Genomic DNA, 24779 nt, shown 5'->3' on the forward strand with positions numbered 1-24779 from the left:
ACCAAAAACGCCGGTCCCGGAGCGCCCGGTGCGGGCGCTGCCGTGGACCGGCGATCTGGGACTCGCTACTTCTTGGAGCCGGCCGCAGCCTTGCCGAAGCGGGCCTCGAAGCGGGCCACTCGGCCACCGGTGTCGAGGATCTTCTGCTTGCCCGTGTAGAACGGGTGGCACTCGGAGCAGACCTCGGCCCGGATGGCGCCGGACTTGATCGTGCTACGGGTGGTGAACGACGCGCCGCAGGTGCAGCTGACCTGCGTCTCGACGTACTCGGGGTGGATGTCGCGCTTCAAGGTGTCTCCTAGTTTTCGGGAGGGCGCCGGGTCGCCGTCGCGGGCTGCGAAGGCGTGAACCGGGGCCGACGTACCAGTCTGCCAGGACTGGCCGCATCCCCCAAAACCGGGAACGCCTCTGTGGTATTCCCGGGGCCTACGAAGGTGTCGTACGAAGGTGCCGTACGAGGTGTTGTACGAAGGTGTCGTACGGCGGCGTTCAGGACGACGCTGACGCTGACGCCGACGCGGACGGGCCCGCTGAGGCCTCTGAGGCCGCTGTCACAACGCCCTTGGCCTCCCCCGTCGCCGTGCCCTTGGTGGCGCCGGCCGGGATCGGGCGGTCATTCTCCAGGGCGTCCCAGACGAGCTTCGCCTGGGCCTCGGCGACGATCACGCGGTTGGGGTTCGCGGGGTCGTACCGCACGGGCATCGTGATCATCTTCATATGGGACGAGCTGATGCCCTTGAGCCCATCGGCGAAGGACATCAGGGAGTTCACCGAGCCGAGGTCGGAGTCGGTGGTGACGGCGCTGGTGGCGGTGTCGGCGAGGTCGAGCAGCCGTTTGGGGTTGGTCAGGATGCCGACATGCTTGACCTGGTCGGCCAGCGCCTTGACGAACGCCTGCTGGAGCTGGATGCGCCCGAGGTCGGAGCCGTCACCGACACCGTGCCGGGTGCGGACGAGGCCGAGGGCCTGCTGCCCGTCGAGGGTGTGGGTGCCGGCCTTGAGGTCGAGGTGGCTCTGCCGGTCGCTGATGTCCTTGGTGGTGGTGATCCGGACCCCGCCGAGTTCGTCGATGAGCTTCTCGAAGCCCTTGAAGTCGACTTCCAGGTAATGGTCCATGCGGATGCCGGTGAGGGACTCGACGGTCTTGACGGTGCAGGCGGCGCCGCCGGTGGAGTACGACTCGTTGAACATCACATGGGACGCGGCGGCGTGCTTGACGCCGTGCGTGTCGGTGCACCGGGGCCGGTCGACGAGGGTGTCGCGCGGGATGGAGACCACGCTGGCCCGCTTGTGGCCCTCGTAGACGTGGATGATCATCGCGGTGTCCGAGCGGGCGCTGCCGTCGTCGGTGCCGCCGCCGATCTTCTTGTTGCCGCCGGAGCGGCTGTCGGAGCCGAGGACCAGGATGTTCTCGGAGCCGTTGTCGACCTTCTTCGGCCGGTCGGTGCCGAGCGCCTGGTTGATGTCGACGGTCTTGATGTTGCCGTTGAGCTTGAAGTAGACATATCCGGCGCCGGTGCCGCCGAGCACGATGACGCCCGCGGCGGTCCAGGCCATGATCCGAAGACCCTTGGGACGCGGGCCGCCCGCCTTTCCGCGGCGGCGGCCCCCCGCTCGGTGGCCGGGGCTCTCACTGGTGCCGTTCTCCCCCGGTATGCCGGGTTCCGGCGTGCTCTCGGCAGACATGCGCTCCTCGGTTTCGTGTCTCCGGTCGGTAACCCCCTGCGTTCAGGGTCGGGCCCGGTGCGGGCGACAGCGGCGCACCTGACCATCGTCACCCCGACTGGTCAGACGGCGAAACTCGGGAAAGGGTTGCACAGTGTTGCCAGTGGTCCTACAGCGCGGAGTGCCCACCGCCGGGGGCGATGGGCACTCTGGGTGACCGGTGACCGGAGCGCACCCCGGTCACCTGCGTCTTTTCCGGTTTTCCGGCGGATACCAGCCGATACCGGGTCCACCCGATACCGAATCTGCTGTCAGCCGAAGATGTCGTACTTCTGGTAGCCGGTGCCGAGCGAGACCCGGGTGGCGAAGATGTCGGTGGTGGCCTTGCCGGTGCCCTTGTAGAGGTACAGGGTGCCGTTGGTCGCACGGGCCAGGAAGTCGGCCTTGCCGTCGCCGCTGACGTCACCGACGGCCGCGAAGGCGTTGTAGCCGGTCCAGGCGCTGCGCACCTTCACACGGGCCGAGAACGCGCCGCTGCCGTTCTTGCCGGTGCCCTTGTAGAGGTACAGGTCGCCGGTGCTGGACTTGCGGGCGAGCAGGTCGGCCTTGCCGTCACCGTTGAAGTCGCCGTGGCCGAGGAGCATGTTGTACTGGCTCCAGCCGGTGCCGACCGCGGACGGCGAGCCGAAGGTGCCGTTGCCCTTGCCGGGGTAGATCCACAGCTTGCCGCCGGAGTCGACGGACAGCATGTCGGGCAGGTAGTCGCCGGTGACATCGCCCGGGGTGATGATCCGGGTGCGGGTCTTCCAGTTGGAGAACAGCTTCGTGCTGGTCCAGGAGCCCGAGGTGCGGGCCGAGTTGAGCACGAAGTGGTCCCACCAGACATCACCGGTGGAGCTGACCCGGTAGACGAAGTCCTGGTAGCCGTCCCGGTTGAGGTCGGCCTGGCGGACCAGGTTGACGCCGTCCCAGTTGCCCAGCGAGATCGCGGAGCCGAGGGACGTGCTCTTGGAGTCCTTCTCGTAGCCGGTCTTCGTGGAGGAGTTGCGCAGGAAGAGGTCGGCCTTGCCGTCCTTGTAGCTCAGGTTGCCGTCGTCGATCTGCGCGTAGGCAGCGCCGGTGTACGTGGTGACCTTGCTGAAGACGCTGTAGGCGCCCTTCGTCACACAGTCCTTGACGCCCCAGGAGACCACGCCGGCGACCCGGCCGTTCACGACGAGCGGGCCGCCGGAGTCGCCGTTGCAGGCGGTGGTGGTGCCGGTGTCGCTGCCGGTGGCGGGCGTGCCCGCACACACCATGTGGCCCTTGATGAAGTCGACGGGGAAGGCGTTCGAGCAGGTGGTGTCCGACTTGATCGGCAGCGTCGCCGTCTTCAGCGTCTGCGAGATGTCCTGCGTGGTGGAGCTGGTGCGGCCCCAGCCGTAGACCTTCGCCGAGGTGCCGGTCGCGTAGGACGCAGTGTCGCCGGAGGTGACCATGCGGATCGGCGTGGCCTTGACCGGGACGGCGAGGGTGAGCACGGCGATGTCGTTGTCGATCGTGTTCGGGTTGTACGACGGGTGGTTCCACTGCCGCAGCACGCCAGTGCCCTGGCCACCGTGCAGGTCCCCGTCGTACAGCTGGGTGCTGCCGGTGACGACGCCGCCGTTGGCCGCCCAGTTGTAGCCCTTGACGCAGTGCGCGGCGGTGAGGATCTTCGACGGCGAGACGACCGTGCCACCGCAGAAGAAGCCGATGTCGTCGGTGGTGGAGGCGGTGCCTCTGTCATCGAAGTACCAGAGCTGCGCCATCCAGGGCGCGGAGCTGATGGTGGTCGTGCTGCCGCCGATGATGTACGGGCTGATCGAGGTGCCCGAGGTGCTCGCGCTGAGCGACGTCTTGGCGCTGCTCTGCCCGGGAACGTCGTTCTGGGCGATGGCGCCGTCGAAGCGCCGCTTCAGTTCCGCCTGGGACGGGGAACCCGAGACGTCGGGTTTCACGGTGGGCTTGGGCAGCACCGGAGCCGCGTTCGCCGTCGAGCTGAGGAGCGCCGCCGCGACGCCGGCGGCGACACCGGCCGCGGCCAGGGGCAGCACGATGCGTATCCGGCGCTTATGGCGAGCCTTGCCGGACATGGGTGTGGTCAAGGAAGTCCCCCCAGTGAGACACGTGTTGGGAGAGCGCGCAGAAAGCGCCCCTCCGTACTGCGCCGAAAGGCCGCCCGATGTTACAGCTGCGAGAGCTGTGCACCGAGCGGCCTGTGTGCAGGCTGTGCCTATCCTAGTCGGCTGTCATGTCCCAACTGAAGCGAATTCAACGGCAGTTGCAGAAGATCTAGTCCCAAGTTGCAGCAGATCTAGCCCTAAGAGGCCCGGGCGAAGTCGACTACGGTGCGGCCGCGCCCGAAAGGGGCGCGGGGAACTGCGCGACCAAGCCGCGACGGGCCAGCAGACAACCGACGGCCCATCGCGGCTTTCCCGCGCGGAGCGCCTAGTCGCCGTTGCCGGGCGTCGGCGTGGTCTTCTGGATCTGCATCAGGAACTCAATGTTCGACTTGGTCTGCTTCATCTTGTCGAGGAGCAGCTCGATCGCCTGCTGCTGGTCGAGCGCGTGCAGCACCCGGCGCAGCTTCCAGACGACACCGAGCTCCTCGGCGCCGAGCAGGATCTCCTCCTTGCGGGTGCCGGACGCGTCGACGTCCACCGCGGGGAAGATGCGCTTGTCGGCGAGCTTCCGGTCGAGCTTGAGCTCCATGTTGCCGGTGCCCTTGAACTCCTCGAAGATCACCTCGTCCATGCGGGACCCGGTGTCCACCAGGGCGGTGGCGAGGATGGTCAGCGAGCCGCCGTCCTCGATGTTGCGGGCCGCGCCGAAGAAGCGCTTCGGCGGGTAGAGGGCCGTGGAGTCGACACCACCGGACAGGATGCGGCCGGAGGCGGGGGCGGCGAGGTTGTACGCACGGCCCAGACGGGTGATCGAGTCGAGCAGTACGACGACGTCGTGACCCAGCTCCACCAGGCGCTTGGCGCGCTCGATGGCCAGCTCGGCGACCGTGGTGTGGTCCTCGGCGGGACGGTCGAAGGTCGAGGAGATGACCTCGCCCTTGACCGACCGCTGCATGTCGGTGACCTCTTCCGGACGCTCGTCGACGAGGACGACCATCAGGTGGCACTCGGGGTTGTTGTGCGTGATCGCGTTGGCGACCGCCTGCATGATCATGGTCTTGCCGGTCTTCGGCGGGGCCACGATCAGACCGCGCTGGCCCTTGCCGATCGGCGACACCAGATCGATGATCCGGGTGGTCAGCACGCCCGGGTCGGTCTCCAGACGGAGCCGGTCCTGCGGGTAGAGCGGGGTCAGCTTGGTGAACTCCGGTCGGCCGCGGCCGTGTTCGGGCGCCATGCCGTTGACGGAGTCGAGCCGCACCAGCGCGTTGAACTTCTCGCGGCGCTCCCCGTCCTTCGGCTGACGGACCGCACCGGTGAGGTGGTCGCCCTTGCGCAGCCCGTTCTTGCGGACCTGGGCGAGGGAGACGTACACGTCGTTGGGGCCCGGCAGATAGCCGGAGGTGCGGATGAACGCGTAGTTGTCGAGGATGTCCAGGATGCCCGCGACGGGGATCAGGACGTCGTCCTCGGCGAGCTGGGGCTCGGTACCCATGTCGTCACGGCCGCGACGGCCCCGGCGGTCCCGGTAGCGCCCGCGGCGGCCGCGGCGGCCGCCGTCGAAGTCGTCGTCGTCCTGCGGACCGGCGTTGCGGTCCTGCCGCTCCTGACGGTCCGGGCGCTCTTGGCGCTCCTGGCGGTCCGGGCGCTCCTGACGGCCGCCGCCCTGCTGCTGGTTCTGCTGCTGGCGCTGGCCGCCCTGGCCCTGCTGCTCGTCGCCCTTGCCGCCGCGGCGGTCCCGGTCACGGTCCCGGCCGCGCTCACGGCGGTCCCGGCGGCGGCCCTCGGCACCCTCACCGGCGTCGCCCTGCGGGGCCGGGGTCTCGGCCTTGGGCTCGCTCTTGGCCTCGGCGGCGATCGTCTCGGCGCTGCTGCTCGCGGGGCTGCCGGCCTCGGCGGTGGCGCGGCGCCGGCGGCGCTCGGCGGGGGCCTCCTCGGCGGGCGCGGCCTGCTCGGCCGCGGCGGCCGCCTTGCCGGACGGCTGGCCGGGGATCTCGATCTGCTGCTGGGCCGTGGCCTGCTCGGCGGGGGCCTGGGCCGCGGCGCTCTCGGCGGCGGGCGACTCGGCCGTACGGGTCCGAGACGTGCTGCGGCGCTTCGGCTTGGTCTCGGCGGCGTCGCCCGCGGCCGTCGTCTTGGGGGCCGGGGCGCCCCCGGCCTGGGCCTCCTTGATGACCTCGATCAGCTGGCTCTTGCGCATACGCGCGGTGCCCCTGATACCGAGGCCGGATGCGACCTGTTGCAGCTCGGCCAGCACCATGCCCTCGAGACCGGTGCCACGGCGCCGCCGGGAGCCGGCACCGGTGGCAGGCGCGGAGGCGTCCGTGGCGGGCGCGGCAGCGGTCTCCTCGACACGTGCGCCCATCAGATCGGTGGTGTCGCTCACGAAGGGTCCTTCCCTGGAGCGGACGTCGGCCTGTCTGGCTCGGCGACCGGTTGTGCTGCCCGGCATCGGTCCTGTTCCTGTGAACCAAGCCGGGGCGGTGGTCCGCCAAAACGGCGGAAGAGATATCTGGTGATGGCGCTACCCCGAGTCGTGACACCGGGTGTCACGTGGTGTGGTTGCACCGATTCCGGAGCGTGCCCCGCGGGCCGTTCAGTGCGCGCGTACGGCATATTGCCCATATACGACGTACGGAACACAGTGCGGCTTGGGGAGCTCCCGGAAGAATGTCTGTCCCGAACGGGGACACGAAGCACCTCGCCATGGTGGGGTCGGGTGCAGACTTGAGATTAACACTACCGGATCCAACAAACATTCCCCCTCTCCAAATCCGGCAATCGGGTGTCACGACGCAAGCGGCAGCACACTCGCTCCACGCAGATCGAGGGCGAGCCGGTTGGCGGCCCACTCCTCGCCCGCCAGTGCCTCCACCTTGTCGGCGGTGGCCGCGTCGGCCAGCGCCATCACCGTGGGCCCTGCGCCGGAGATGACGGCGGGGATGCCGTCGGCGCGCAGCAGTTCGACGAGCGCGATGCTCTCCGGCATGGCGGGCGCGCGGTACTCCTGGTGGAGACGGTCCTCGGTGGCGGGCAGCAGCAGCTCGGGGCGTCTGGTCAGCGCCTCGACGAGCAGCGCGGCACGGCCCGCGTTGGCGGCGGCGTCGACATGCGGAACGGTACGCGGGAGCAGTCCGCGGGCGGTCTCGGTCAGCACCGGCTTCCCGGGCACGAAAACCACCGGAACGATGGAACCGGAGGGCTCCATCCTGATGGCGCGGGCGGCGCCGCCCTGCAGCCAGGAGAGGGTGAACCCGCCCAGCAGACAGGCCGCGACATTGTCGGGGTGACCCTCGATCTCGGTGGCGAGCTCCAGCAGCGCGGTGTCGTCGAGCCTCGCCTCGCCGCCTATGGTCACGGCGCGCGCGGCGACGATACCGGCGCAGATGGCGGCGGAGGAGGAGCCGAGGCCGCGGCCGTGCGGGATGCGGTTGGCGCAGACGATCTCAAGACCGCGCGGCTGTCCGCCGAGCAGGTCGAAGGCGGTGCGCAGGGACCGTACGAGAAGGTGTTTCTCGTCACGCGGCAGGGTCTCGCTGCCCTCGCCGGCGATGTCGATGTGCAACCCGGAGTCGGCCACCCGGACGACCACGTCGTCGTAGAGCCCCAGCGCGAGGCCGAGGGCGTCGAAGCCCGGGCCGAGATTGGCGCTGGTGGCGGGGACGCGCACCCGCACGGCGGCGGCGCGGAACGCTGGACCGGCCATCGCTCGTTGACTCTCCTTGAACTGCGTGATTCGTGAGCTGTGTACTTCGTGGAACTGGGTGGTTCGTGGAACTGGGTGGTTCGTGGAACTGCGTAATGCGTGAGGCTGAAGGTGATCGAGGTGGGGGAATGTGACACGAACGACACGGGGCGACCTACGCCCGCGGCGCGCGGGGGCGGCGCGACGCCGGGCCCTCTGCGACCGTGCGCGGCCGGCAAGGGTCTGTCTCCAGACAGACCCTAGGGACGCGGTGGAGGCATATGCGGCGGGCGGGTTCAGTACAGCTTATCGAAGGAAGGTTCAGTCACGACATAGGGCGCACAGGAGGCGCACGATGCGTGTCGTCGGCCTCTTGTGCACCCCTCATGCCGTACCCGCGTGCCGTACTCGGGCTGCTCGGGCGTTCCGCGGCCGGCCTTCGACGGCCTTCGACCCGGCCCGACCGGACCCGGGCAGGTCCTCGGAAGAACCTGCACCGGGCCCCGGCCGTCCTGGGTCGGACCCGGGCACGCCTCCGTCAGGCGAGACCGAGCCGCTCGGCCGCCGTGGCGGCGTCGACGGGCACGGTGACCGGCTGCGGCGCTCCGGCGACGGCCCAGTCGGGGTCCTTCAGCCCATTGCCGGTGACGGTGCACACGATGGTCTGCCCGGCGTCGACCTTGCCCTGCTCGGCGGCCTTCAGCAGACCGGCGACGGACGCGGCGGAGGCGGGCTCGACGAAGACGCCCTCCTGGGCGGCCAACAGCCGGTAGGCGCGCAGGATCTCACGGTCCGTCACCTCGTCGATGTGCCCGCCGGACTCGTCGCGCGCGGCGAGGGCGTACTGCCAGGAGGCGGGGTTGCCGATGCGGATGGCGGTGGCGATGGTGGACGGGTCCTTGACGACCTCGCCGCGCACGATCGGCGCGCTGCCCGAAGCCTGATACCCCCACATCCGCGGAGTCCGGCCGGCGATGCCGTCGGCGGCGTACTCCTTGTACCCCTTCCAGTACGCGGTGATGTTGCCCGCGTTGCCGACCGGGAGGACATGGATGTCGGGGGCGTCGCCCAGCATGTCGACGACCTCGAACGAGGCGGTCTTCTGCCCCTCGATCCGCGCCGGGTTGACCGAATTGACCAGGGCGACGGGGTAGTTGTCGCTGAGGGCGCGGGCGAGGTCGAGGCAGTCGTCGAAATTGCCCTCGACCTGGAGGATCTTGGCGCCGTGGACGAGGGCCTGGCCCATCTTCCCTATGGCGATCTTGCCGCGCGGCACGAGCACGGCGGACACCATCCCGGCCCGCACGGCATAGGCGGCGGCGGATGCCGACGTATTGCCGGTGGAGGCGCAGATGACGGCCTGCGCACCCTCTTCCTTCGCCCGGCTGATGGCCATGGTCATACCGCGGTCCTTGAAGGACCCGGTGGGGTTGGCGCCCTCCACCTTGAGATGGACGTCACAGCCGGTGCGCTCGGAGAGAACCTGCGCGGGTACGAGCGGCGTACCACCTTCGCGGAGCGTCACGACCGGCGTGCTGTCGGACACCGGCAGCCGGTCCCGGTACTCCTCGATGATTCCGCGCCATTGGTGGGTCATTGCTCGTTACTCTCCTTCAACCCGCATGATGCTGGCGACACCCCGCACGGTGTCGAGCTTGCGCAGCGCGTCGACGGTCCCGGAGAGGGAGGCGTCGCTCGCGCGGTGCGTGACGACGACGAGGGAGGCCTCGCCGTCCTTGCCCTGCTGCCGAACCGTATCGATGGAGACCCCGTGCTCGGCGAAGACGGTGGCGACCTGGGCGAGTACGCCCGGCTTGTCGGCGACGTCCAGGCTGATGTGATAGCGCGTGACGACATCGCCCATGGGCGAGACGGGCAGGGCGGCATACGCGGACTCGCCGGGCCCGGTGGCGCCGTTGAGCCGGTTGCGGCAGACGGCGACAAGGTCACCGAGCACGGCGGAGGCGGTGGGCGCGCCCCCGGCCCCGGGCCCGTAGAACATGAGCTGCCCGGCGGCGTCGGACTCGACGAAGACGGCGTTGTAGGCGCCGCGTACGGAGGCGAGCGGGTGGCTGAGCGGAATCATCGCGGGGTGCACGCGGGCGGTGACCGATCCCCCGTCCGCTGCCCGCTCGCAGATGGCGAGCAGCTTGATGGTGCAGCCCATCTCCTTGGCGGAGGCGAAGTCGGAGGCAGTGACTTCGGTCATACCTTCGCGGTAGACGTCATCGAGCCGCACACGCGTATGAAAGGCGATCCCCGCGAGAATCGCGGCCTTGGCGGCGGCGTCGAACCCTTCGACATCGGCGGTCGGATCGGCCTCCGCGTACCCGAGGGCGGTGGCCTCGTCGAGGGCCTCCTGATACCCGGCCCCGGTGCTGTCCATCTTGTCGAGGATGAAGTTGGTCGTGCCGTTGACGATGCCGAGCACGCGGTTGACCTTGTCCCCGGCGAGGGACTCGCGAAGCGGCCGGATGAGCGGGATGGCACCGGCGACGGCGGCCTCGTAGTAGAGGTCCCGCCCGTTCTCCTCGGCGGCGGCGTGCAGGGCGGCCCCGTCCTGGGCGAGCAGGGCCTTGTTCGCGGAGACGACGGAGGCGCCGTGCTCGAAGGCGGTGGTGATGAGGGTGCGGGCGGGCTCGATCCCGCCGATGACCTCGACGACGACATCGAGGTCGCCGCGTTTGACGAGCGCGGTGGCGTCGGTGGTGACGAGGGCGGGGTCGATCCCCTCACGCACCTTGGAGGGCCGCCGTACGGCGACACCGGCGAGCTCGACAGGAGCCCCGATCCGGTTGGCGAGATCGTCGGCGTGCGTCGTCATGATGCGCGCCACCTCTGAGCCGACGACCCCACAGCCCAGCAGCGCCACCTTCAGCGGACGCGTACGCATCATCCGACCTCGTTTCCTCATACGGTCTGTACCGTCTGTACCACCGTCGTCCGTACGGGCGACGACCGTGACTCGTAGTCTGCCCGGACTGCCAGGACTACCCGGACGCCTGGACGCCCGGACGCCTGGACCACCGAGACTGCCAGTCTGCACGGTCCACGCACGCACGGTCTTTCGGTTGAACCAGTCTCACTCACCGGACCGGCCTTTTTTGGCTTGGTCCGGATCGTGAGACATGTATTTCATCTACCTGAGCGACGAAGACGGAAGATCTTCGATCCGGCAGTTGTCACCCGACTTCTTGTCGCGTTGTCGCGCGACGTGGTCACCCGACGTCGAGGCGGAGCAGGTCCTCTTCCGTCTCGCGGCGGACGATGACGCGGGCCTCGCCGTCGTCGACGGCGACGACGGGCGGGCGGAGGGCGTGGTTGTAGTTGCTGGCCATGGAGCGGCAGTACGCGCCGGTGGCCGGTACGGCGATGAGGTCGCCGGGCGCGAGATCGGCCGGCAGGAAGGCGTCCTTGACGACGATGTCCCCGCTCTCGCAGTGCTTGCCGACGACACGGACGAGCATGGGCTCGGCGTCGGAGGAGCGGGAGACGAGGGAGACGCTGTACTCGGCGTCGTAGAGCGCGGTCCGGATGTTGTCGGACATCCCCCCGTCGACGGACACGTACGTCCGCAGCCCGTTCAGAGGCTTGATGGTGCCGACTTCGTAGAGGGTGAAGGCGGTGGGCCCGACGATGGCGCGTCCGGGCTCGACGGAGATACGGGGCGTACGCAGCCGGGCGCCGTCACACTCACGGGTGACGATCTCGGTGAGGGCCTTGGCGATCTCGTAAGGCTCACGGGGATCGTCGTCACTGGTGTAGGCGATCCCGAGCCCACCCCCCAGATCGACCTCGGGCAGCTCGACCCCATGCTCGTCCCGAATGTCGCGCAGCAACCCGACCACGCGATGTGCGGCGACCTCGAAGCCGGACATGTCGAAGATCTGGGACCCGATGTGGGAGTGGACCCCGATGAGTTCGAGCCCGTCGAGCAGCAGGGCACGCCGCACGGCCTCGGCGGCCTGCCCGCCGGCGAGCGGGATCCCGAACTTCTGGTCCTCGTGGGCGGTGGCGATGAACTCGTGGGTGTGCGCCTCGACCCCGACGGTGATCCGGATCAGTACCCGCTGCCGCTTGCCGAGGGACTGCGCGATATGAGCGACGCGCACGATCTCCTGGAAGGAGTCGAGCACGATCCGCCCGACGCCGGCCTCGATGGCGGCGGTGATCTCACGATCGGACTTGTTGTTGCCGTGGAAGGCGATGCGCTCGGCGGGCATACCGCCCAAGAGGGCGGTGGTGAGCTCGGTCCCGGAGCAGACGTCGAGGTTGAGCCCCTCCTCCTCCAGCCACCGCACGACGGCGCGGGAGAGGAAAGCCTTGCCGGCGTAGAAGACGTCGGCGCCGGGCCCGAAGGCGGTACGCCAGGCGCGGGCGCGCTCCCGGAAGTCGGATTCGTCGAGCACGTAGGCGGGCGTACCGAACTCCTCGGCGATCCGCTTGACGTCGACACCGCCGACGCTGACGACACCATCGGCACCCCGGCTGACCGTCTCGGCCCACACCTTGGGGTCGAGGGCGTTCAGATCGGCGGGCGGGGCGGAGTAGTGCCCTTCGGGAAGGACGTCGGCGTGACGGGGTCCGGCGGGGTGGGCGGAACGGCTCATGGTGTGGGGCTGCTCTCTGGGGTCTGTCGCGGTCGGTCGCGGTTCTGAGGCCGGCGGAGTTCTTGACGTTTCCGACTCGGCTGGTGCCGGTCCTCAGAGGTGATCGGGGGCGTCGATGCCGAGGAGGGAGAGGCCACCGGCGAGCACCGTCCCGGCGGCGTCGACGAGCGCGAGCCGGTCACGGTGGGCGGCCGAGGGTTTCTCCTCGCCGAACGGCAGGACGGAGGGCGCGAGGGCGAGCACGGCATCGGCGACGGTGACGAGATGCCGGGCAAGACGATGGGGCGCGCGGTCGGTGGCCGCGGAGGTGAGGATGCGGGGGTGGGAGGTGAGGGCGATGAAAAGGTCGTCGCTGTCGTGGGCGGCGCCGGGATTCTCATCGGTCAGGTCACCGTCGGGGGTGAACCCGAGGCGGGCTGCGTTGCGTACGAGGGCCCGGGTGCGGGCGTGGGCGTAGCGGACGCGGAAGAGGGGGTTGGCCTCGCGCTGCACAAGATGGTCGGCGGTGATACGGGGCCTGTCGTGCGGAGCGGGATGGAGCAGCGCCCAGCGAGCGGCGTCGGCACCGAGAGGAGCAGGATCCTCAGGCGCGGGCACGGGCCGCAGATTGACCGGCTCCCCGTGCTCGATCTCAACACGCCCGCCCTGGGACCCGACGATCCGGGCAACCGCCTCCGCGACGACTTCGGCACGAATCTCATACGGCACGCGGAGCTCGATGACCTGTCCGGCGAGGGCGTCGCTGTACCCGAAGCGGATGCCTTGGGTGCGGATCTGGCGGACGAGGGTGTGGGCGGCGGCGGTGCGGTGAACGGTGTCGAGGCTGATGTTGAGGAACCCCGGCCCGGTGATGTCGACGCGGGAGACTCCAGGCGCGGCGGCGAGATGGGGGCGGAGGATCTCGGCAACGTGGAGGGGGGGTTGGTGGGCAGGGCGAGCAAGTTGCAGAGCAACGTTGGTGGCGTAGTCCCCGCACCCCCCTGGCCCCGGCACATCCACGACAACCCGCTCAGGAACATCAACACTGAGCGCCCCTTCGGCGACGGCAAGGCGCACCGCATGCAGAACGATGCGCGAGAGCTCGACGGGGATCACGGATCCAGCGTATGGGAGAGGAGGGGTGGGAATGCGACCGAGTTTAAGGGGTTCCGACATATGGACCCCCGGAAGAACACAGTCTCCTTGCCCCTCAGGGCCTGGCCGAAGACTCAGGAGCCACCTCCCGAGCCCCCTGCACCTGCCCTTGCACCTGCCCCTCACAAGCCACCCCATCCGGACCGTCCGGCCCCCGCCGCCCCCTCTCAATGAGATGACGGACGAGCTGAACAAGCTCGGCAGGCTCGAAGGGCTTGGCAAGAAAGGCATCGACGCCGGCGTCGAGCCCGCTCTCGACCTCGTACTGAGTACAGGCGCTGATGATCGCGAGCGGAAGCTCCCGAGTCCGCGGATCAGCCCGCAACAAGGCGGCAGCACGAAGCCCGTCAAGCCGGGGCATAGCAACATCGAGAGTGACGAGATCGGGCCGCACCTGATGGACGACTTCCAGACACTCGGCACCATCGGACGCGGTCACGACCTCGAGCCCCTCCAGCTCGAGATTGACCCTGATCAGCTGGCGGATGACCTTGTTGTCGTCCACAACAAGCACCCGACCCGACGCGCCTGGCACAACTTGAGAGTAGGTCGGGACCGGCCACCGCGTCCGGCTTTTCCCCACTTCCACCCCCGTACGAGGGATCACCCCACCGAGCGCTGACTCACCCCGGACCCTCGGAACCGCGGCCCGTGTCCGCCCGGACCACACCCACGAGCGCTGACCCACCGACCCCCGCCTAAACCGTTCATGAACACCCCGAGGGAGCTGGTAGTGTTCTACCCGTCGCCGCGAGCAAGAGCCCGCACCAGACACGCCCCCGTAGCTCAGGGGATAGAGCAACGGCCTCCGGAGCCGTGTGCGCAGGTTCGAATCCTGCCGGGGGCACCCCTTCTGAGGTGCCTAAAGACCCCGTCACCAGCGGAAACGCTGAGGCCGGGGTCTTGTTGTATGTGCAGGCGGATGCCGCCGGAAGCAGGCGTTTGCCAGTGATCGCGTAATGACGACGTAATGATCTTGGTGGACTGCGCCCCAGCTCAGGCAGGCCAGGAAGCCCGCTCGCAGCGACGTACCCACCGAGGGCAGCCGCGCCAGAAGTGGACACCATAGATGGCAAGCGGCTCGCGATCGATCATGGCTCTCCACGCCTTCTCCCGCAGCCACTCGGCCAGAGGCTGCTCACGTTCCAGCAGCATCACAAGTTCACGAAGCTCTCCGAGAACAACGACGCGCTGAGCCAGGACGCGCTGGCACTCATCTACGGCCGGTTGCGTGAAGCCCGAGGCCGAGATCATCAAGCCACGGACTTCGGCTCTGCCGTACACCCGCAGCAAGTGCTCAGCAACGGGCCCCTTACCGAGCGCATCCGCCCAGTACTTGACCTCAACGAGGTAGGGAGCCCCATCCAACTCGACCACGCCGTCTATCTGTTCGGTCACCTGCCCGCCGTCGTCTCGCAGCACAAACGCCTCACGGATGGACAGCCCCTCAGCAGCGAAATCTTGTTCAGGAGGGCTTCCAGGGCAGTTCCGCGTCGATGTGCATCCTGGAACTACACGCTGCGTCCCGAACCCTTCGCCCCACCAGTTCCGCCACCGCCCCGCGATACGTCGTTCGGCCGGTTCCCACCCGGGGACAAGACGCCCGCCTGGCTCCGGCACCCCAGTCTCACCGGCCTGGAACCCGCAGCCTTCGACGACCTCGTCATCCGCTACCGCGCCTACCTCGCCGAACACCCCCCGATCCTGCTTCCCGGCAAACGCCCCGACGGCGGTCCCGGCGCAGGCGGCCGACGCCTGTCCGCCGCCGACCAACTTGTTGTCCACCTCCTGAAGAACCGCTGGTCCATGGCACAGGCACCCCTCGCCGAGGCGACTGGCCTGTCCAAGAACGGGATCGGTGCCACCCTCCGGGAAACCACACCCGTTCTCGCCGCCCTCGGCCAAACGTTTCCCACCGGCCCCCTCACCGTGACCACGGCCCGACAACTCGCCGCCATCGCCGGACACAACCTCAGACCCGAGTAACCCCCATCAAGATCGAGAAGTTGTTTTTCGGCGGCTCCCTGCGCCCTGGGCCCGCTGTTTCAGGCCGCGCCGGTCATGGGCTTCCCCGGAGTCCGTCCATGACTTCCCGGCCGTGGGACGGGTCTCCGCCAGCTCGATACGGCCCCAGCCCGACGCCGGAAGCACGCAGTCGGAACGGCGGAGCCCCAGCGCCTCCCCCGGTCGCATGGCCGCGTAGTACAGGCCCCCGAAGAACGCCCCACATCGACCGCCGTGCCGCGCCGAGCTCTTTGATGTCGACGTCGACCAGCTCGCCCGGGCGGTCGCCGGGCCGGGGACACAGGCCGGCCCTGACCTCCCCGGCACCGCCGTGGTCACCACCAGCTTCACAGAGGTTGGCTTTGCTCATGATTCATGACAGCGGCTCTTCACGCGCGGGGGAGGCACCGGATCTCCTCCCGGAGCTGGCCCTTTTGAACATGGATCACGCACCGCTGATACCATCCGGGCAGCTCGCGGTTGCGCCTAGGGTTCCGCGACGGCCCCGCCTCAAGTGACGACAATCAGGGTGCCGGTGGACTGGACCGAGCGGCGCCAGGGCCGAGGCTTTCGGCCCCACACCTGACGGGATAAAAACCCCGAGGGCTTCCATCAGCCTGCCCGCCTTCTGGCCGGGCCGGACCAAGGGAGGCCCCTTCCAGTGAATCCCGTCACGAGCGTCCCCCACATATCCGCAGCCCAAGCGGCCCGGTCATGACCGGCACCGGCGACCTCGCGCTGTTGACCGCTGCCGGAGTCCTCGCCGGGCTGGTCGGGACTGCGGGCGGCATCACGTCGCTCATCTCCTACCCGGCCCTGCTCGCGGCGGGGCTTCCTGCCCTCGCGGCGAATGTGGTCAACATCGTCGCGCTCGTGGCCTGCTGGCCCGGCGCGGCCCTCGCCTCCCGGCCCGAGTTGGCCGACCAGGGGCCGTGGCTTCGTCGTTGGGTCCCCGTTGCCGCGCTGGGAGGAGCGGCGGGATCCGTGTTGCTGCTGTCCACCCCGCCAGGCGCCTTCGCCGGCATCGTGCCGTTCCTGGTGGCCGCCGGTTCCCTCACGGTGCTCGCCCAGCCCCGGCTCGCCACCCGCCACCACCAACACCGGCCCGGCCGTCCGCCGCGCGCCTGGCGCGTGATCATGCCCCTCGGGCTGACCGCGATGTCGCTCTACAACGGCTACTTCGGCGCCGGATCCGGTGTGATGATCCTCGCTCTTCTCCTGATCACCGCCGAGTGGCGCCTGCCCACTGCCAACGCCCTGAAGAACATGCTTGTCGGCGCGGCGGCCCTCACCTCTGCCGCTGTGTTCGCCACCGTGGGACCCGTTGACTGGACGGCCGTCGGCCCCCTTGGCGTGGGCATGTTCGTCGGCTCCACCCTCGGCCCCCGCATCACCAGGCGCCTACCGGCCAGCATCCTGCGCTGTCTCGTCGCGCTGATCGGTCTCGGCCTGGCGATCCAGCTATGGATCAACCCAAGCGGTTGATCGGCGGTGCTCACTGGCGGAGGTCTTGAGGGGCTTTACACCGCTGGTTCCTCGCATCCACCTTCCCGTCTCGCTTGCCGGACCCGCACCGTCCGGTAGTTCCGGTGCGTCCCGTCGCTGTCGGGGCTGCTCTCCACCAGATCCGGCCGACTCGCCGGGCCCGGCTACCCCCTGCTTCTGCCGTCCCGCTGCGACGGGACGACGGCGCGGGTCTCACACCCGCACGCGGATCACAGCGCCTCGTGGCGCACGGCCTCTCACCTCCGCTCGATTTGTCAGCGCCTCACGGCGCACGTGGATCCGGGCTCAGCCCTCGGCGACGGCCTCTGCCGGCGAGGCTGGCACGGGCCGGTCGATCACTTCCTGCAGCAGCCGGCGGGAGGCCAGGAGCCGGTCGACGGTGGCGTCGATGCGCTCCTGCTCGTGGCGCAGCTTGGCGACCAGGTCCGCGCAGGCCGGCACGAGGTCGCGCCCTTCCGCGACGAGGCAGGGGAGCACCTCGGCGATGATCGCGGTGGGCAGCCCGGCGGCCAGCAGTTGCCGGATCCGACGCACCGTCTCGACGTCGCCGCTCGTGTAGGTCCGGTACCCGGCGGCCGTACGCCCCGGGTGCAGCAGGCCTTGTTCCTCGTAGTAGCGCAGCAGCCGGACCGGCACTGCGCAGCGCCTCGCCAGTTCGCCGATCTGCACCGCCCGTCACCTCCCTGCGTGGCGCGCATCACTTGACCCTCACATTGGTGTGACACCTTAGCTTCGGCGGCATGAGAGCGATTCACATCACCGCCCACGGCGGCACGGACGTGCTCGCCGTCCGCGAGTTGCCCGTCCCGGTTCCCGAGCCGGGCGAGGTCCTCGTCGCCGTCGTCGCCAGCAGCCTCAACCCCGTCGACGGGAAGGTCCGCGACGGTTTCCTGCCGCAGACCCTGCCGGCCACCCTCGGCAACGACATCTCCGGCGTCGTGGTGGACGGCGGCGGCGCCTTCCGGCCCGGCGACCGGGTCGTCGGCCTCACGGCCCAGTACGGCAACCCCCTGCGGGGCAGTTGGGCCGAGCTGGTCGCGGTTCCCGCCGGGCAGCTCGCGGCCGCCCCCACGTCCGTCCCGCTGGTCGAGGCGGCTGCCCTGCCCCTGGCGGCCCTGACCGCTTACCAGGCGCTGAGGTCCGCCGGGCTGCGGCCCGGGGAGCGTCTCCTGGTGACCGGCGCGACCGGAGGGGTGGGCCGGTTCGGCGTCCAGCTCGGCCGGTCGCTCGGCGCGACCGTCGACGCGCTGGTGCGCCGGCCCGCGGCTGTCGCCACGGCCCGGGATCTCGGTGCGGGCGCGGTCTTCACCGCGCCCGCCGATGTGCCGGGCGAGACCTACGACGTGGTCCTGGACACCACCGGCCTGGACGTCGGCGGCGCGGTGCGGCCCGGCGGTCGGCTGCGGTCCATCGTCGAGGCCTTCGAGCGGCCCGGGATCGACGCGCAGATGTTCTACGTGAGCGCGGACGGCGACGACCTCGCCCACCTCGTCGGGCTGCTCGACAAGGGCGAGCTGCGGCTGGGCGTCGCGGCGCGCTACCCGCTGGCCGAGGTCGCCGCCGCGTCGGAGCTGTTCGAGCGGGGAGGGCTGGACGGCAAGGTCCTGCTGCTGACCTGATGGGGAACGGCTTGTCAAGATGAGACTGCAGCATGTGCCTGCGCCAGACGTGAGACCTGACCCACGACCCGGGCTACTTTGCGGCTCGCCGTAGCTTCGGGAGTCCCGGGCCGAGATCCCCGTGGGTTCCAGGGGAACCGAAGGTCCTTCAGCGCGAACCCGCGGGTCCACCGGTGTGTGTCAGCCCGATGCATCCGTGGGTTCGGGTGAAACACGAGGATGCTGAGCAAATCCGAAGGGCTTCGGCGGTGACGTCGGCCTGGACGTCAGTGCCGACACCGGCTCGCCCGATTGCCAGGCGTCCGCAGTCGCAGGGGCGCCTGGCCTCAGTCGGCGGTTGTGTCTGCGGCCTTTGGGGCCGGGTCCGGGTGCGGGTGGATGGTGGGATCGCAGCAGGGGGAAGACAGTAAAGGGGTTTCGGGTGGCGCGATCGGAGGTTGATCGGCTCTCGGCTCGTGTCGCTGCCGCGCCACCGCACGGCTGGTCGTCGGTCGACCGTCTGCGGTGGGCCGGTCCGCCACGCCCTTGGTGAGCAGGTATCCGACCATCCAGAGCTCACCGATCGTGGCGGGCACGGTGAACGCGTAGGCGACGCTGGGAGTGCCGGGGACGAGCGAGGCGATGAGGACGCTCAGGACGTATCCGACGCCACCGCCGATGAGGATCCAGCCGAGCGGTCGGGGCATGTACCCGGAGCGGCCGGCGAGCCATCCCATGGGGATCAGCCATAGCCCGTAGAACAGGCCTGCGAGGCTGAGGGCGGCACTGTTGAGGTCGTAGAGCAGCAGCGCGTCGCTGGTCGACGTCGCGTCGGCGCGCAGGGCCACGTCGAGGGCCGTGGCACAGCATGCGGTGGCGATGAGGATCACCACCGAGTTCACCAGCCCGAACGCCGCGATCGAGCCGGCGGCGACGGGGTGGACCGGGCGGAACAGATTCCAGAACGACACTGCGGTGACGGCCTGGGTGAGCACCATGGCGATGTCCGTGACGATGCCGAGGCGGGCGAGTCCTTCGTGCGCGACGAGGTTCGCGGCCGTCCGCGTGGCGTCGTCGGGCACGTAGAGCTGGCCGCGGATCAGGAGATAGCCGAGCAGGCCGGAGATCGCGAGGCCGAGGTAGGCCAGGCCGGTGATCCGGGCCGTGCGTTTCACGTTGGTCATGGAAGCCGCCTCCAAGGCAGCCATGGGGTGGATCGCGCCGCGCGTCAGTCGTGCGGCGTCTCGTACTGGAAGACCGCGTCGAGCGGCAGGCCGAAGACCCGCGCAATCTGGAACGCCATCTCCAGCGAGGGGGAGTAGCGTGCCTGCTCGATCGCGATCACTGTCTGGCGGGTGACGCCGAGGCGGCGGGCGAGGTCGGCCTGGGTCATCGCGTCGGCGTCCGCGCGCAGTGCCCGGATCCGGTTGGTGACCCTGGTGGGCTTGGGACTCATCAGAAGCCTCGCCGGTACAGAACGATCTTCGTGATGGCCTCCGTAATCGCGCCGGCGGTGCCGAACAGGAAGAGCAGGTTGCCGATCCAGAATGTGTCGGCGTCGAGCATCGCCAGGACGAGGGCGCCACCGAAGCCGACGCTGATCACGCTCATCGAGGCCCGCCAGCCGAGCCGGCCGATCTCCTGGTCGCGGACGTCGGAGGTCACCTCGCCGCGGCTGGCCGGTGAGCACCCGCCGCGCCGGTTGGCCTCGGCGGCGACCGTGAACACGATCGTGAGCAGGACCGTGCCGGCGACGGCCAGACCCACGGTCCACAACATGGGACCCACCCAGGAGATCTCCGCGACCGGTCGGGACGACAGACGGGACACGATGAGCGCGAGGTAGGCGCCCGAGGACACGATGACGGTGACCAGAGAGGCCCATACGGTGCGCTCGATGACGGTCATCCGGACCGGCTCGTCGCCGTTGAGGTGCGGCTCTGCTGCGGCCATGATTCCTCCCATGTCAAAAACCTTTGACATCGCTAACGTACGCCCGTGGCGCGTAGCAAGTCAAACATCTTTGACATCGCCAGCCGCGGCGCCGGGAGCGTCGGCGTGCTCTTACGAGTTCAAGGAAGGTCGAGCGACCCAACACGGTTGCGGCTGTTCGAAATCCTTTCCGGTCCCTCGGCCGCCCCGGGCAGCCAGGCGTGCGCTGGCGCGGGTGGCGCCTTGTGGTTGTGGACGGCACCTTCCTGCACGTCCCCGACAACCCCCAGGTCACCTGGCGATATCACAAGCGCAGCGGAGATCGCAGGGAGCGGCTACCCGCTGCTGCGGCTGGTGGTGCTCACCGAGTGCGGCACCCGCTCCCACGCTCGCCGCCGCGTTCGGCCCCGAGAGCGAAAGCGAACTCCCCTACGGGCAGCGCCTGCTGGGCGCCCTGGACCGCTCCATGCTGCTCCTCGCCGACTGCGGCTACGACGATCGCCGAGAAGAACCGCATCCGCTCGCCGGTGGCCGCGTCGATGCGCTTGTCGTTCACCCGCGGGGCCTTCACCTCGACCACGCCGGCCGCGGTCGTGACCATCCTCGCCTGGTGGTAGCCGTTGCGGACCACCAGGCGGCGTCCGTGGTCGTCACGCTGATCGGTCAACTTGGCTATATAGGTGTTGACTTCAGCTTCCAGGGCGGCGGCCAGCATCCGCCGCGCGCCCTCGCGGACGATGTCGTCGATCAGGGAGCCGGTCTCAGTCGTTCCATCGGCGTTCACTACGCTAAGCACGGGCCTGCCTTCCCGGCCGACGGTGCAACGTTGGCCTACTCGATGACCAGAAGTCGATCACTCGGGAAAGTACGCGTCCAACCCGAGGCCGATCCACAGGTCATGAGCATTGCTCCCGTGTTCGACGGTGATCGAAATATATTCATCGAATTCGGACCTGCCCTAGATGAGTCAGCCGCAATGAAAGATGTCCCCCATGGCAACGCCACCAAGCCCCGACGTATCAGTGTGGGTTGAACACGGGCGGCGGGTCATCATGGATGTGGCCGACATGCTCGGGTTGCCGCCAGATGTCTACTCGCGCGACCCTCAGCAGTTGATTCCGCCGCTGCAGGACTACGTGTCCAAGCTCCCACTCAGCGAGTTCGAACAGTCGGACTGGGTCACGCTTCACACGGACCTCCTCTTCTACGTGGCCGGCTATCTCATCCAGCGGTACGGCGCGCGCTGGGTCGTAGCCGACGATCCCCATGCTCCGCGCGGTTATCGTTACGCCATCGAGGCACAGGGAAGAGACGGGCAGACTCAACGAGTCGATCCGGCCGACGTGGTAATGACCGAGTTCAACAATCTTCCCATCGAGATCACACGTATGCTGGCCGGCGCAGAGCTCACACTGAGGCTGACCACTGCGGGCGCGGAGTAATCAGTGACGCCGACTCTGACCCGCCACCACTTCCCCGTGGACAACCCCCGGTCGGCCCGAGACACCGCCCAGCCGAGCCCGCTCTCTCAGCTGCGCATGGGCAGGCCGACCTCGCGAAGGATCTCTTCCTTGGTTCCTCTGACGCACAGAGAGACGTCTTCGCGCCCTTCGTCGTTCACCCGGCTCCGTCCAAGATCCGAGCACGCATCACGCCTGGGAGACGCCCAGTGACGTTCATAGACCCCGCGGGTCGAGCCAGAGCCAAGGCACAAGGTCACCCTTACGCTTCGGAGGAAGTCATCGCCGCTGGGTACGACCTGGCAGGCCGGGTCTGCCGAGAACTCCACCGCGCCGGCCTTCCCGCGTATGTCGAGCGTCCGGGAGTGCCGGGACAGCCCGGCGTCCGTGTGGAAGTCGACAGCCAGGGTGAGTACGCCGGAGGCCTCTACGTCCGCTGGAGCGCCCCAGAACTGGCAGAGGCCGGTATGCGGGCAGTGGCGGAACGGCAGGACCCGGCGGCGCCGGAGTGGAAGCGCTACGCCGAGGTCGTTCTCCTCATGCAGACGGCATTGACCGGGATCCTGCAGCTGGCCGACTTCTCCGCCGTGCGAGCCGAGGAGGTCGACGACGTCGCCGAGGGTGATGTGTACGTTCACGCCGAGGCAATGGGCAGGGAGGATTCTTGACCCGAGCAGGCGCCGAAGGGCGGGGCTCGGAGCGGACGCCGATCACTTCGGCAGGCACTCCGTGATTCAAGGACGCTGTGCGCCGAACTCGCCGTAGAGGTCGGCGAGGAACGTCGACAGGTGGGTGAACTCGCTCTGGAGGTGGACGAACAGTTCGTAGGCCATGCCATGGCCGAACACTCGACCCGCCTCGTCGTCGGCGTCGATGCCGGGACCACCCCGGTCGAAGATGAAGCGGCTGCGGACTTCGAAGCCGTCCTCGGTGTCGCGGGCCAGGTGGATCATGACACCGCCCTCGATGTCCGCGCATGCGTAGGCGTGGTATCCGGCCGCGTCGAAACGGCTGGTGTCCAGGCCCAGTTCGGCCGGGTCGACGAAGTTCGCGACCAGTTCCATGCGCTGCGGGCCGAGGTATTCGACGATGTCGTGAGTGTTGCCGATGATGCGTTCGAAGTCGCTGAGGCCGGGCTGGGTGAGCACGTCCTTGTTGCGAGGAACGGACTGCACGTGGCAGTAGGGGTGCCACAGGGAGTAGCGCTCGGGCTCGACGGAGTGCCACCACATCCACCAGGTGAACATCTCCGCGGTGCAGCCGGGGAAGCGGTTCAGGCCGGCGACGTAGGGGTGGCCGGTCCTCGTGAGGCCGAACCCCATCTCCCGTCGGTGGTATCCGGGGTCGAGGAGTGTGTTGAGGTCCGCCGGCTGGGAGGACAGCGTGTCCTCCGGGGCCAATGCCTCCTTCAGGTACGGCAGGACTTCCTCGCGGAGCCGCATGTCGCCGCTGAAGTACTTCGCGTAGGGCTTGTCCTTGATCCGTTCGGCGTTGGACCGGAACAGTTCCTGCGTGACGACCGGGTAGTACGTGACCGGATGCGGCGGCGTCTTCGGGTCAGACATGTGCGTCACCTTCTCGTGAACGGGTGGGGTCTCGGTTTCGCAGAGCGTGGGCGGCGTCGGCGTCGGCGTCGTTCGGCGCCCTTGCCGAAGGGCAGAGGGGCTTCACCCGTGCGTTTTCAAACCCTGCTCCATCACCATAACATGAACCTGAATTCAGATTCTACTTTTTTGAAGGTGCCAGAATGCCGGGTGTGACCAGTGAGAACGTGCCTCCGCCCCCGCAGCAGAAGCGAAGCCGCGCCGCCATGGAGCGCATCCTGCACGCCGCGCAGACGCTGATCGCCGAGCGCGGTACCGGCGGCCTGACCATCGCCGATGTCGCGGAACGCGCCGGTGTCTCGGTGGGCACCATCTACAGCCGCTTCTCCGGCAAGGAAGCGCTCATCGCCGCGACGCAGGAACGGTGGCTGCACCAGATCACCGCATTTCAACAGGCCCAGTACGCCGCCGCGGCAGCGCGGTCGGACGACTTCGACGGTTTCGTCACCGGCCATGTCACCGCGATGGTCGCCTGGTTCCGACGTGACGCGGACCTCATCCGGGAATTCGCCGTGCGCACCATCGGCCAGTCAGGCAACGGCGACACGGCCGTGCGCAGGCTGCAGGAGATCTTCACCCGAGGGTGCGATGCCGTGCTGTCCCACCCCGGTCGGCCCCCGCATCTCAGCCAGGTCCAGGTGTCCCTGGCCATGCGAGCGGCACAGGCGACGCTCGAGTGGCGGGTGACCACACCACCAGCGGGCGCTCCCGACAACGACTGGGATCTCCTCGCCGTGGAACTCCCGCGCCTCGTGCTGTCCTATCTGCGCGAGGCGCCCTTGTCGTAATGGGTCGTGGCGGCCCACAACGTCGTGAAAGCCCCTACAGACGCTCCGGACTGCCTCCGCCCACTTCAGGTTGCGGCGATACGGGCCGCGTCCGGCGGCCCGCACGCCACGAAGACCCTGGTGCCTCCGGCGTCAGACCCGCAGATGCCGGCTGGTCCAATCGACCATGTAGGGCAGAGCCTCGTCGAGGTAGTTGGCGCAGACGTGCTCGCCGTCGGGGTAGAACTTCAGCTCCTTTTCTCCGACTGCCCAGTTCATGAACGCTTGGGCATGCGTAGCTGGGGATGCGCACGCCACGGAAGGGAATGTCGGCACGCACCGGGCGGCCGGGTCCCTCGTGCAGGTCCAGCGCCCGCGGGTACAGCTCCCAGATCTTGTCCAGCGACCGCTGCTTCAGTGCGGGGTCAAGGTAGAAGAAGTGCTGGCCGATGTGGAAGCAGCCCACCGCCTCGTGCAGCCACCGTCGTGCGCAGGCGCGGTCGCCCTCCGCCAGGGCGTCGTCCGCCTGACGCTCCAGACGGGCGCCCTCCTCGTACCACTGCGTGCACCAGTCCCGCCACCGCCTCGTGCGGGCCACCACGCGCCGGGTCCGGTCCAGGTCCACGCCGGCCAGCAGGAAACGGGTGTACCAGTGCTGGTAGACGCGGCG

Annotated in this window: 22 protein-coding genes, 1 tRNA gene and 3 pseudogenes; 7 read left to right on the top strand and 19 right to left on the bottom strand. The window is 68.9% G+C overall.

Translation table 11 applies throughout. The annotated features are described in order from the left end of the window. Positions 1 to 65: 65 nt before the first annotated feature. The 10 genes from rpmE to ACSYGN_RS12730 form a co-directional block, all read right to left on the bottom strand. Entirely contained in the window at positions 66 to 290 is a 225-nt protein-coding gene (gene rpmE / locus ACSYGN_RS12685; protein WP_460394969.1) for a 50S ribosomal protein L31, read from the bottom strand. Between the two features lie 199 nt (positions 291 to 489). Next, positions 490 to 1686, bottom strand: coding sequence for an LCP family protein (locus tag ACSYGN_RS12690; RefSeq protein WP_460394971.1), 1197 nt, complete (start codon positions 1684 to 1686; stop codon positions 490 to 492). A gap of 290 nt (positions 1687 to 1976) precedes the next feature. Next, positions 1977 to 3779, bottom strand: coding sequence for a trypsin-like serine protease (locus tag ACSYGN_RS12695; RefSeq protein WP_460403414.1), 1803 nt, complete (start codon positions 3777 to 3779; stop codon positions 1977 to 1979). A gap of 355 nt (positions 3780 to 4134) precedes the next feature. Then, positions 4135 to 6195: a transcription termination factor Rho gene (gene rho, locus ACSYGN_RS12700; RefSeq protein WP_460394973.1), complete on the bottom strand. Its 2061-nt coding sequence runs from the start codon at positions 6193 to 6195 to the stop codon at positions 4135 to 4137. A gap of 402 nt (positions 6196 to 6597) precedes the next feature. After that, on the bottom strand, positions 6598 to 7515 hold the full coding sequence (thrB, locus tag ACSYGN_RS12705) for a homoserine kinase (RefSeq protein ID WP_460394975.1): 918 nt from the start codon (positions 7513 to 7515) through the stop codon (positions 6598 to 6600). A gap of 517 nt (positions 7516 to 8032) precedes the next feature. Further along, positions 8033 to 9091 carry a threonine synthase gene (gene thrC / locus ACSYGN_RS12710; protein ID WP_460394977.1) on the bottom strand — a complete coding sequence of 353 codons (1059 nt, stop codon included), beginning with the start codon at positions 9089 to 9091 and terminating at the stop codon, positions 8033 to 8035. 6 nt (positions 9092 to 9097) lie between these two features. Continuing rightward, on the bottom strand, positions 9098 to 10390 hold the full coding sequence (locus ACSYGN_RS12715) for a homoserine dehydrogenase (RefSeq protein ID WP_460394979.1): 1293 nt from the start codon (positions 10388 to 10390) through the stop codon (positions 9098 to 9100). A 322-nt stretch (positions 10391 to 10712) separates the two neighbouring features. Beyond that, on the bottom strand, positions 10713 to 12104 hold the full coding sequence (gene lysA, locus ACSYGN_RS12720) for a diaminopimelate decarboxylase (RefSeq protein WP_460394981.1): 1392 nt from the start codon (positions 12102 to 12104) through the stop codon (positions 10713 to 10715). A 93-nt stretch (positions 12105 to 12197) separates the two neighbouring features. Then, positions 12198 to 13199 (bottom strand): ArgS-related anticodon-binding protein NrtL, encoded by a 1002-nt coding sequence (gene nrtL, locus ACSYGN_RS12725; RefSeq protein WP_460394983.1) that lies wholly within the window; start codon positions 13197 to 13199, stop codon positions 12198 to 12200. Between the two features lie 94 nt (positions 13200 to 13293). Then, the gene (locus ACSYGN_RS12730; protein WP_460394985.1) at positions 13294 to 13743 is read right to left on the bottom strand and encodes a response regulator; all 450 of its coding nucleotides are present in this window, start codon (positions 13741 to 13743) and stop codon (positions 13294 to 13296) included. Positions 13744 to 14013: 270 nt separating this feature from the next. On the opposite strand from ACSYGN_RS12730, the gene ACSYGN_RS12735 reads away from it, so the two are divergent. Beyond that, positions 14014 to 14085, top strand: a tRNA-Arg gene (locus ACSYGN_RS12735). Positions 14086 to 14234: 149 nt separating this feature from the next. Here ACSYGN_RS12735 and ACSYGN_RS12740 read toward each other — a convergent pair. After that, complete coding sequence (locus ACSYGN_RS12740) at positions 14235 to 14660, bottom strand: restriction endonuclease (protein WP_460394987.1); 426 nt, start codon at positions 14658 to 14660, stop codon at positions 14235 to 14237. A gap of 81 nt (positions 14661 to 14741) precedes the next feature. Between ACSYGN_RS12740 and ACSYGN_RS12745 the strand changes: the two are divergent. Beyond that, positions 14742 to 15224 (top strand): annotated as a pseudogene (locus ACSYGN_RS12745) (ISAzo13 family transposase); the annotation flags it as partial. Between the two features lie 42 nt (positions 15225 to 15266). On the opposite strand, the pseudogene ACSYGN_RS12750 reads toward ACSYGN_RS12745, so the two are convergent. Next, a pseudogene (locus tag ACSYGN_RS12750) lies at positions 15267 to 15476 on the bottom strand (tyrosine-type recombinase/integrase); the annotation flags it as partial. Positions 15477 to 15956: 480 nt separating this feature from the next. On the opposite strand from ACSYGN_RS12750, the gene ACSYGN_RS12755 reads away from it, so the two are divergent. Continuing rightward, the gene (locus ACSYGN_RS12755; protein WP_460394989.1) at positions 15957 to 16727 is read left to right on the top strand and encodes a sulfite exporter TauE/SafE family protein; all 771 of its coding nucleotides are present in this window, start codon (positions 15957 to 15959) and stop codon (positions 16725 to 16727) included. Between the two features lie 306 nt (positions 16728 to 17033). On the opposite strand, the gene ACSYGN_RS12760 is transcribed toward ACSYGN_RS12755, so the two are convergent. Then, entirely contained in the window at positions 17034 to 17417 is a 384-nt protein-coding gene (locus ACSYGN_RS12760; RefSeq protein ID WP_460394991.1) for a MerR family transcriptional regulator, read from the bottom strand. Positions 17418 to 17488: 71 nt separating this feature from the next. Here ACSYGN_RS12760 and ACSYGN_RS12765 point away from each other — a divergent pair, with 71 nt between their 5' ends. Continuing rightward, positions 17489 to 18367 carry an NADP-dependent oxidoreductase gene (locus ACSYGN_RS12765; protein ID WP_460394993.1) on the top strand — a complete coding sequence of 293 codons (879 nt, stop codon included), beginning with the start codon at positions 17489 to 17491 and terminating at the stop codon, positions 18365 to 18367. Positions 18368 to 18693: 326 nt separating this feature from the next. On the opposite strand, the gene ACSYGN_RS12770 is transcribed toward ACSYGN_RS12765, so the two are convergent. The 4 genes and pseudogenes from ACSYGN_RS12770 to ACSYGN_RS12785 form a co-directional block, all read right to left on the bottom strand. Next, positions 18694 to 19530 (bottom strand): DUF4386 domain-containing protein, encoded by an 837-nt coding sequence (locus ACSYGN_RS12770; protein ID WP_460394995.1) that lies wholly within the window; start codon positions 19528 to 19530, stop codon positions 18694 to 18696. Between the two features lie 44 nt (positions 19531 to 19574). Further along, the gene (locus ACSYGN_RS12775; RefSeq protein WP_460394997.1) at positions 19575 to 19802 is read right to left on the bottom strand and encodes a helix-turn-helix transcriptional regulator; all 228 of its coding nucleotides are present in this window, start codon (positions 19800 to 19802) and stop codon (positions 19575 to 19577) included. Further along, the gene (locus ACSYGN_RS12780) at positions 19802 to 20299 is read right to left on the bottom strand and encodes a hypothetical protein (RefSeq protein WP_460394999.1); all 498 of its coding nucleotides are present in this window, start codon (positions 20297 to 20299) and stop codon (positions 19802 to 19804) included. Before ACSYGN_RS12780 ends, ACSYGN_RS12775 begins: the two co-directional genes overlap by 1 nt. Before the next feature lie 466 nt (positions 20300 to 20765). Beyond that, positions 20766 to 21074, bottom strand: a pseudogene (locus tag ACSYGN_RS12785) (transposase); the annotation flags it as partial. 196 nt (positions 21075 to 21270) lie between these two features. On the opposite strand from ACSYGN_RS12785, the gene ACSYGN_RS12790 reads away from it, so the two are divergent. Continuing rightward, positions 21271 to 21720 (top strand): hypothetical protein, encoded by a 450-nt coding sequence (locus tag ACSYGN_RS12790; RefSeq protein ID WP_460395001.1) that lies wholly within the window; start codon positions 21271 to 21273, stop codon positions 21718 to 21720. Between the two features lie 383 nt (positions 21721 to 22103). Then, a complete protein-coding gene (locus ACSYGN_RS12795; RefSeq protein WP_460395003.1) occupies positions 22104 to 22406 on the top strand; it encodes a hypothetical protein in 303 nt (100 codons plus the stop codon). 66 nt (positions 22407 to 22472) lie between these two features. Here ACSYGN_RS12795 and ACSYGN_RS12800 read toward each other — a convergent pair whose 3' ends face one another. Further along, on the bottom strand, positions 22473 to 23303 hold the full coding sequence (locus ACSYGN_RS12800) for a DAPG hydrolase family protein (RefSeq protein WP_460395005.1): 831 nt from the start codon (positions 23301 to 23303) through the stop codon (positions 22473 to 22475). A gap of 191 nt (positions 23304 to 23494) precedes the next feature. On the opposite strand from ACSYGN_RS12800, the gene ACSYGN_RS12805 reads away from it, so the two are divergent. Continuing rightward, a complete protein-coding gene (locus ACSYGN_RS12805) occupies positions 23495 to 24130 on the top strand; it encodes a TetR/AcrR family transcriptional regulator (protein ID WP_460395007.1) in 636 nt (211 codons plus the stop codon). Between the two features lie 132 nt (positions 24131 to 24262). Here ACSYGN_RS12805 and ACSYGN_RS12810 read toward each other — a convergent pair whose 3' ends face one another. Next, positions 24263 to 24388: a hypothetical protein gene (locus ACSYGN_RS12810; protein WP_460395009.1), complete on the bottom strand. Its 126-nt coding sequence runs from the start codon at positions 24386 to 24388 to the stop codon at positions 24263 to 24265. Between the last annotated feature and the right edge of the window lie 391 nt (positions 24389 to 24779).

This window comes from Streptomyces sp. YIM S03343, from assembly GCF_054729195.1.

What these genes read in the sequence shown, in the direction of transcription:
- ACSYGN_RS12690 (WP_460394971.1), bottom strand. Translation starts at nt 1,686, where the DNA reads ATGTCTGCCGAGAGCACGCCGGAACCCGGCATACCGGGGGAGAACGGC.
- ACSYGN_RS12695 (WP_460403414.1), bottom strand. Translation starts at nt 3,779, where the DNA reads ATGTCCGGCAAGGCTCGCCATAAGCGCCGGATACGCATCGTGCTGCCC.
- thrB (WP_460394975.1), bottom strand. Translation starts at nt 7,515, where the DNA reads ATGGCCGGTCCAGCGTTCCGCGCCGCCGCCGTGCGGGTGCGCGTCCCC.
- thrC (WP_460394977.1), bottom strand. Translation starts at nt 9,091, where the DNA reads ATGACCCACCAATGGCGCGGAATCATCGAGGAGTACCGGGACCGGCTG.
- ACSYGN_RS12715 (WP_460394979.1), bottom strand. Translation starts at nt 10,390, where the DNA reads ATGATGCGTACGCGTCCGCTGAAGGTGGCGCTGCTGGGCTGTGGGGTC.
- lysA (WP_460394981.1), bottom strand. Translation starts at nt 12,104, where the DNA reads ATGAGCCGTTCCGCCCACCCCGCCGGACCCCGTCACGCCGACGTCCTT.
- ACSYGN_RS12755 (WP_460394989.1), top strand. Translation starts at nt 15,957, where the DNA reads ATGACCGGCACCGGCGACCTCGCGCTGTTGACCGCTGCCGGAGTCCTC.
- ACSYGN_RS12765 (WP_460394993.1), top strand. Translation starts at nt 17,489, where the DNA reads ATGAGAGCGATTCACATCACCGCCCACGGCGGCACGGACGTGCTCGCC.
- ACSYGN_RS12770 (WP_460394995.1), bottom strand. Translation starts at nt 19,530, where the DNA reads ATGACCAACGTGAAACGCACGGCCCGGATCACCGGCCTGGCCTACCTC.
- ACSYGN_RS12775 (WP_460394997.1), bottom strand. Translation starts at nt 19,802, where the DNA reads ATGAGTCCCAAGCCCACCAGGGTCACCAACCGGATCCGGGCACTGCGC.
- ACSYGN_RS12780 (WP_460394999.1), bottom strand. Translation starts at nt 20,299, where the DNA reads ATGGCCGCAGCAGAGCCGCACCTCAACGGCGACGAGCCGGTCCGGATG.
- ACSYGN_RS12790 (WP_460395001.1), top strand. Translation starts at nt 21,271, where the DNA reads ATGGCAACGCCACCAAGCCCCGACGTATCAGTGTGGGTTGAACACGGG.
- ACSYGN_RS12800 (WP_460395005.1), bottom strand. Translation starts at nt 23,303, where the DNA reads ATGTCTGACCCGAAGACGCCGCCGCATCCGGTCACGTACTACCCGGTC.
- ACSYGN_RS12810 (WP_460395009.1), bottom strand. Translation starts at nt 24,388, where the DNA reads ATGAACTGGGCAGTCGGAGAAAAGGAGCTGAAGTTCTACCCCGACGGC.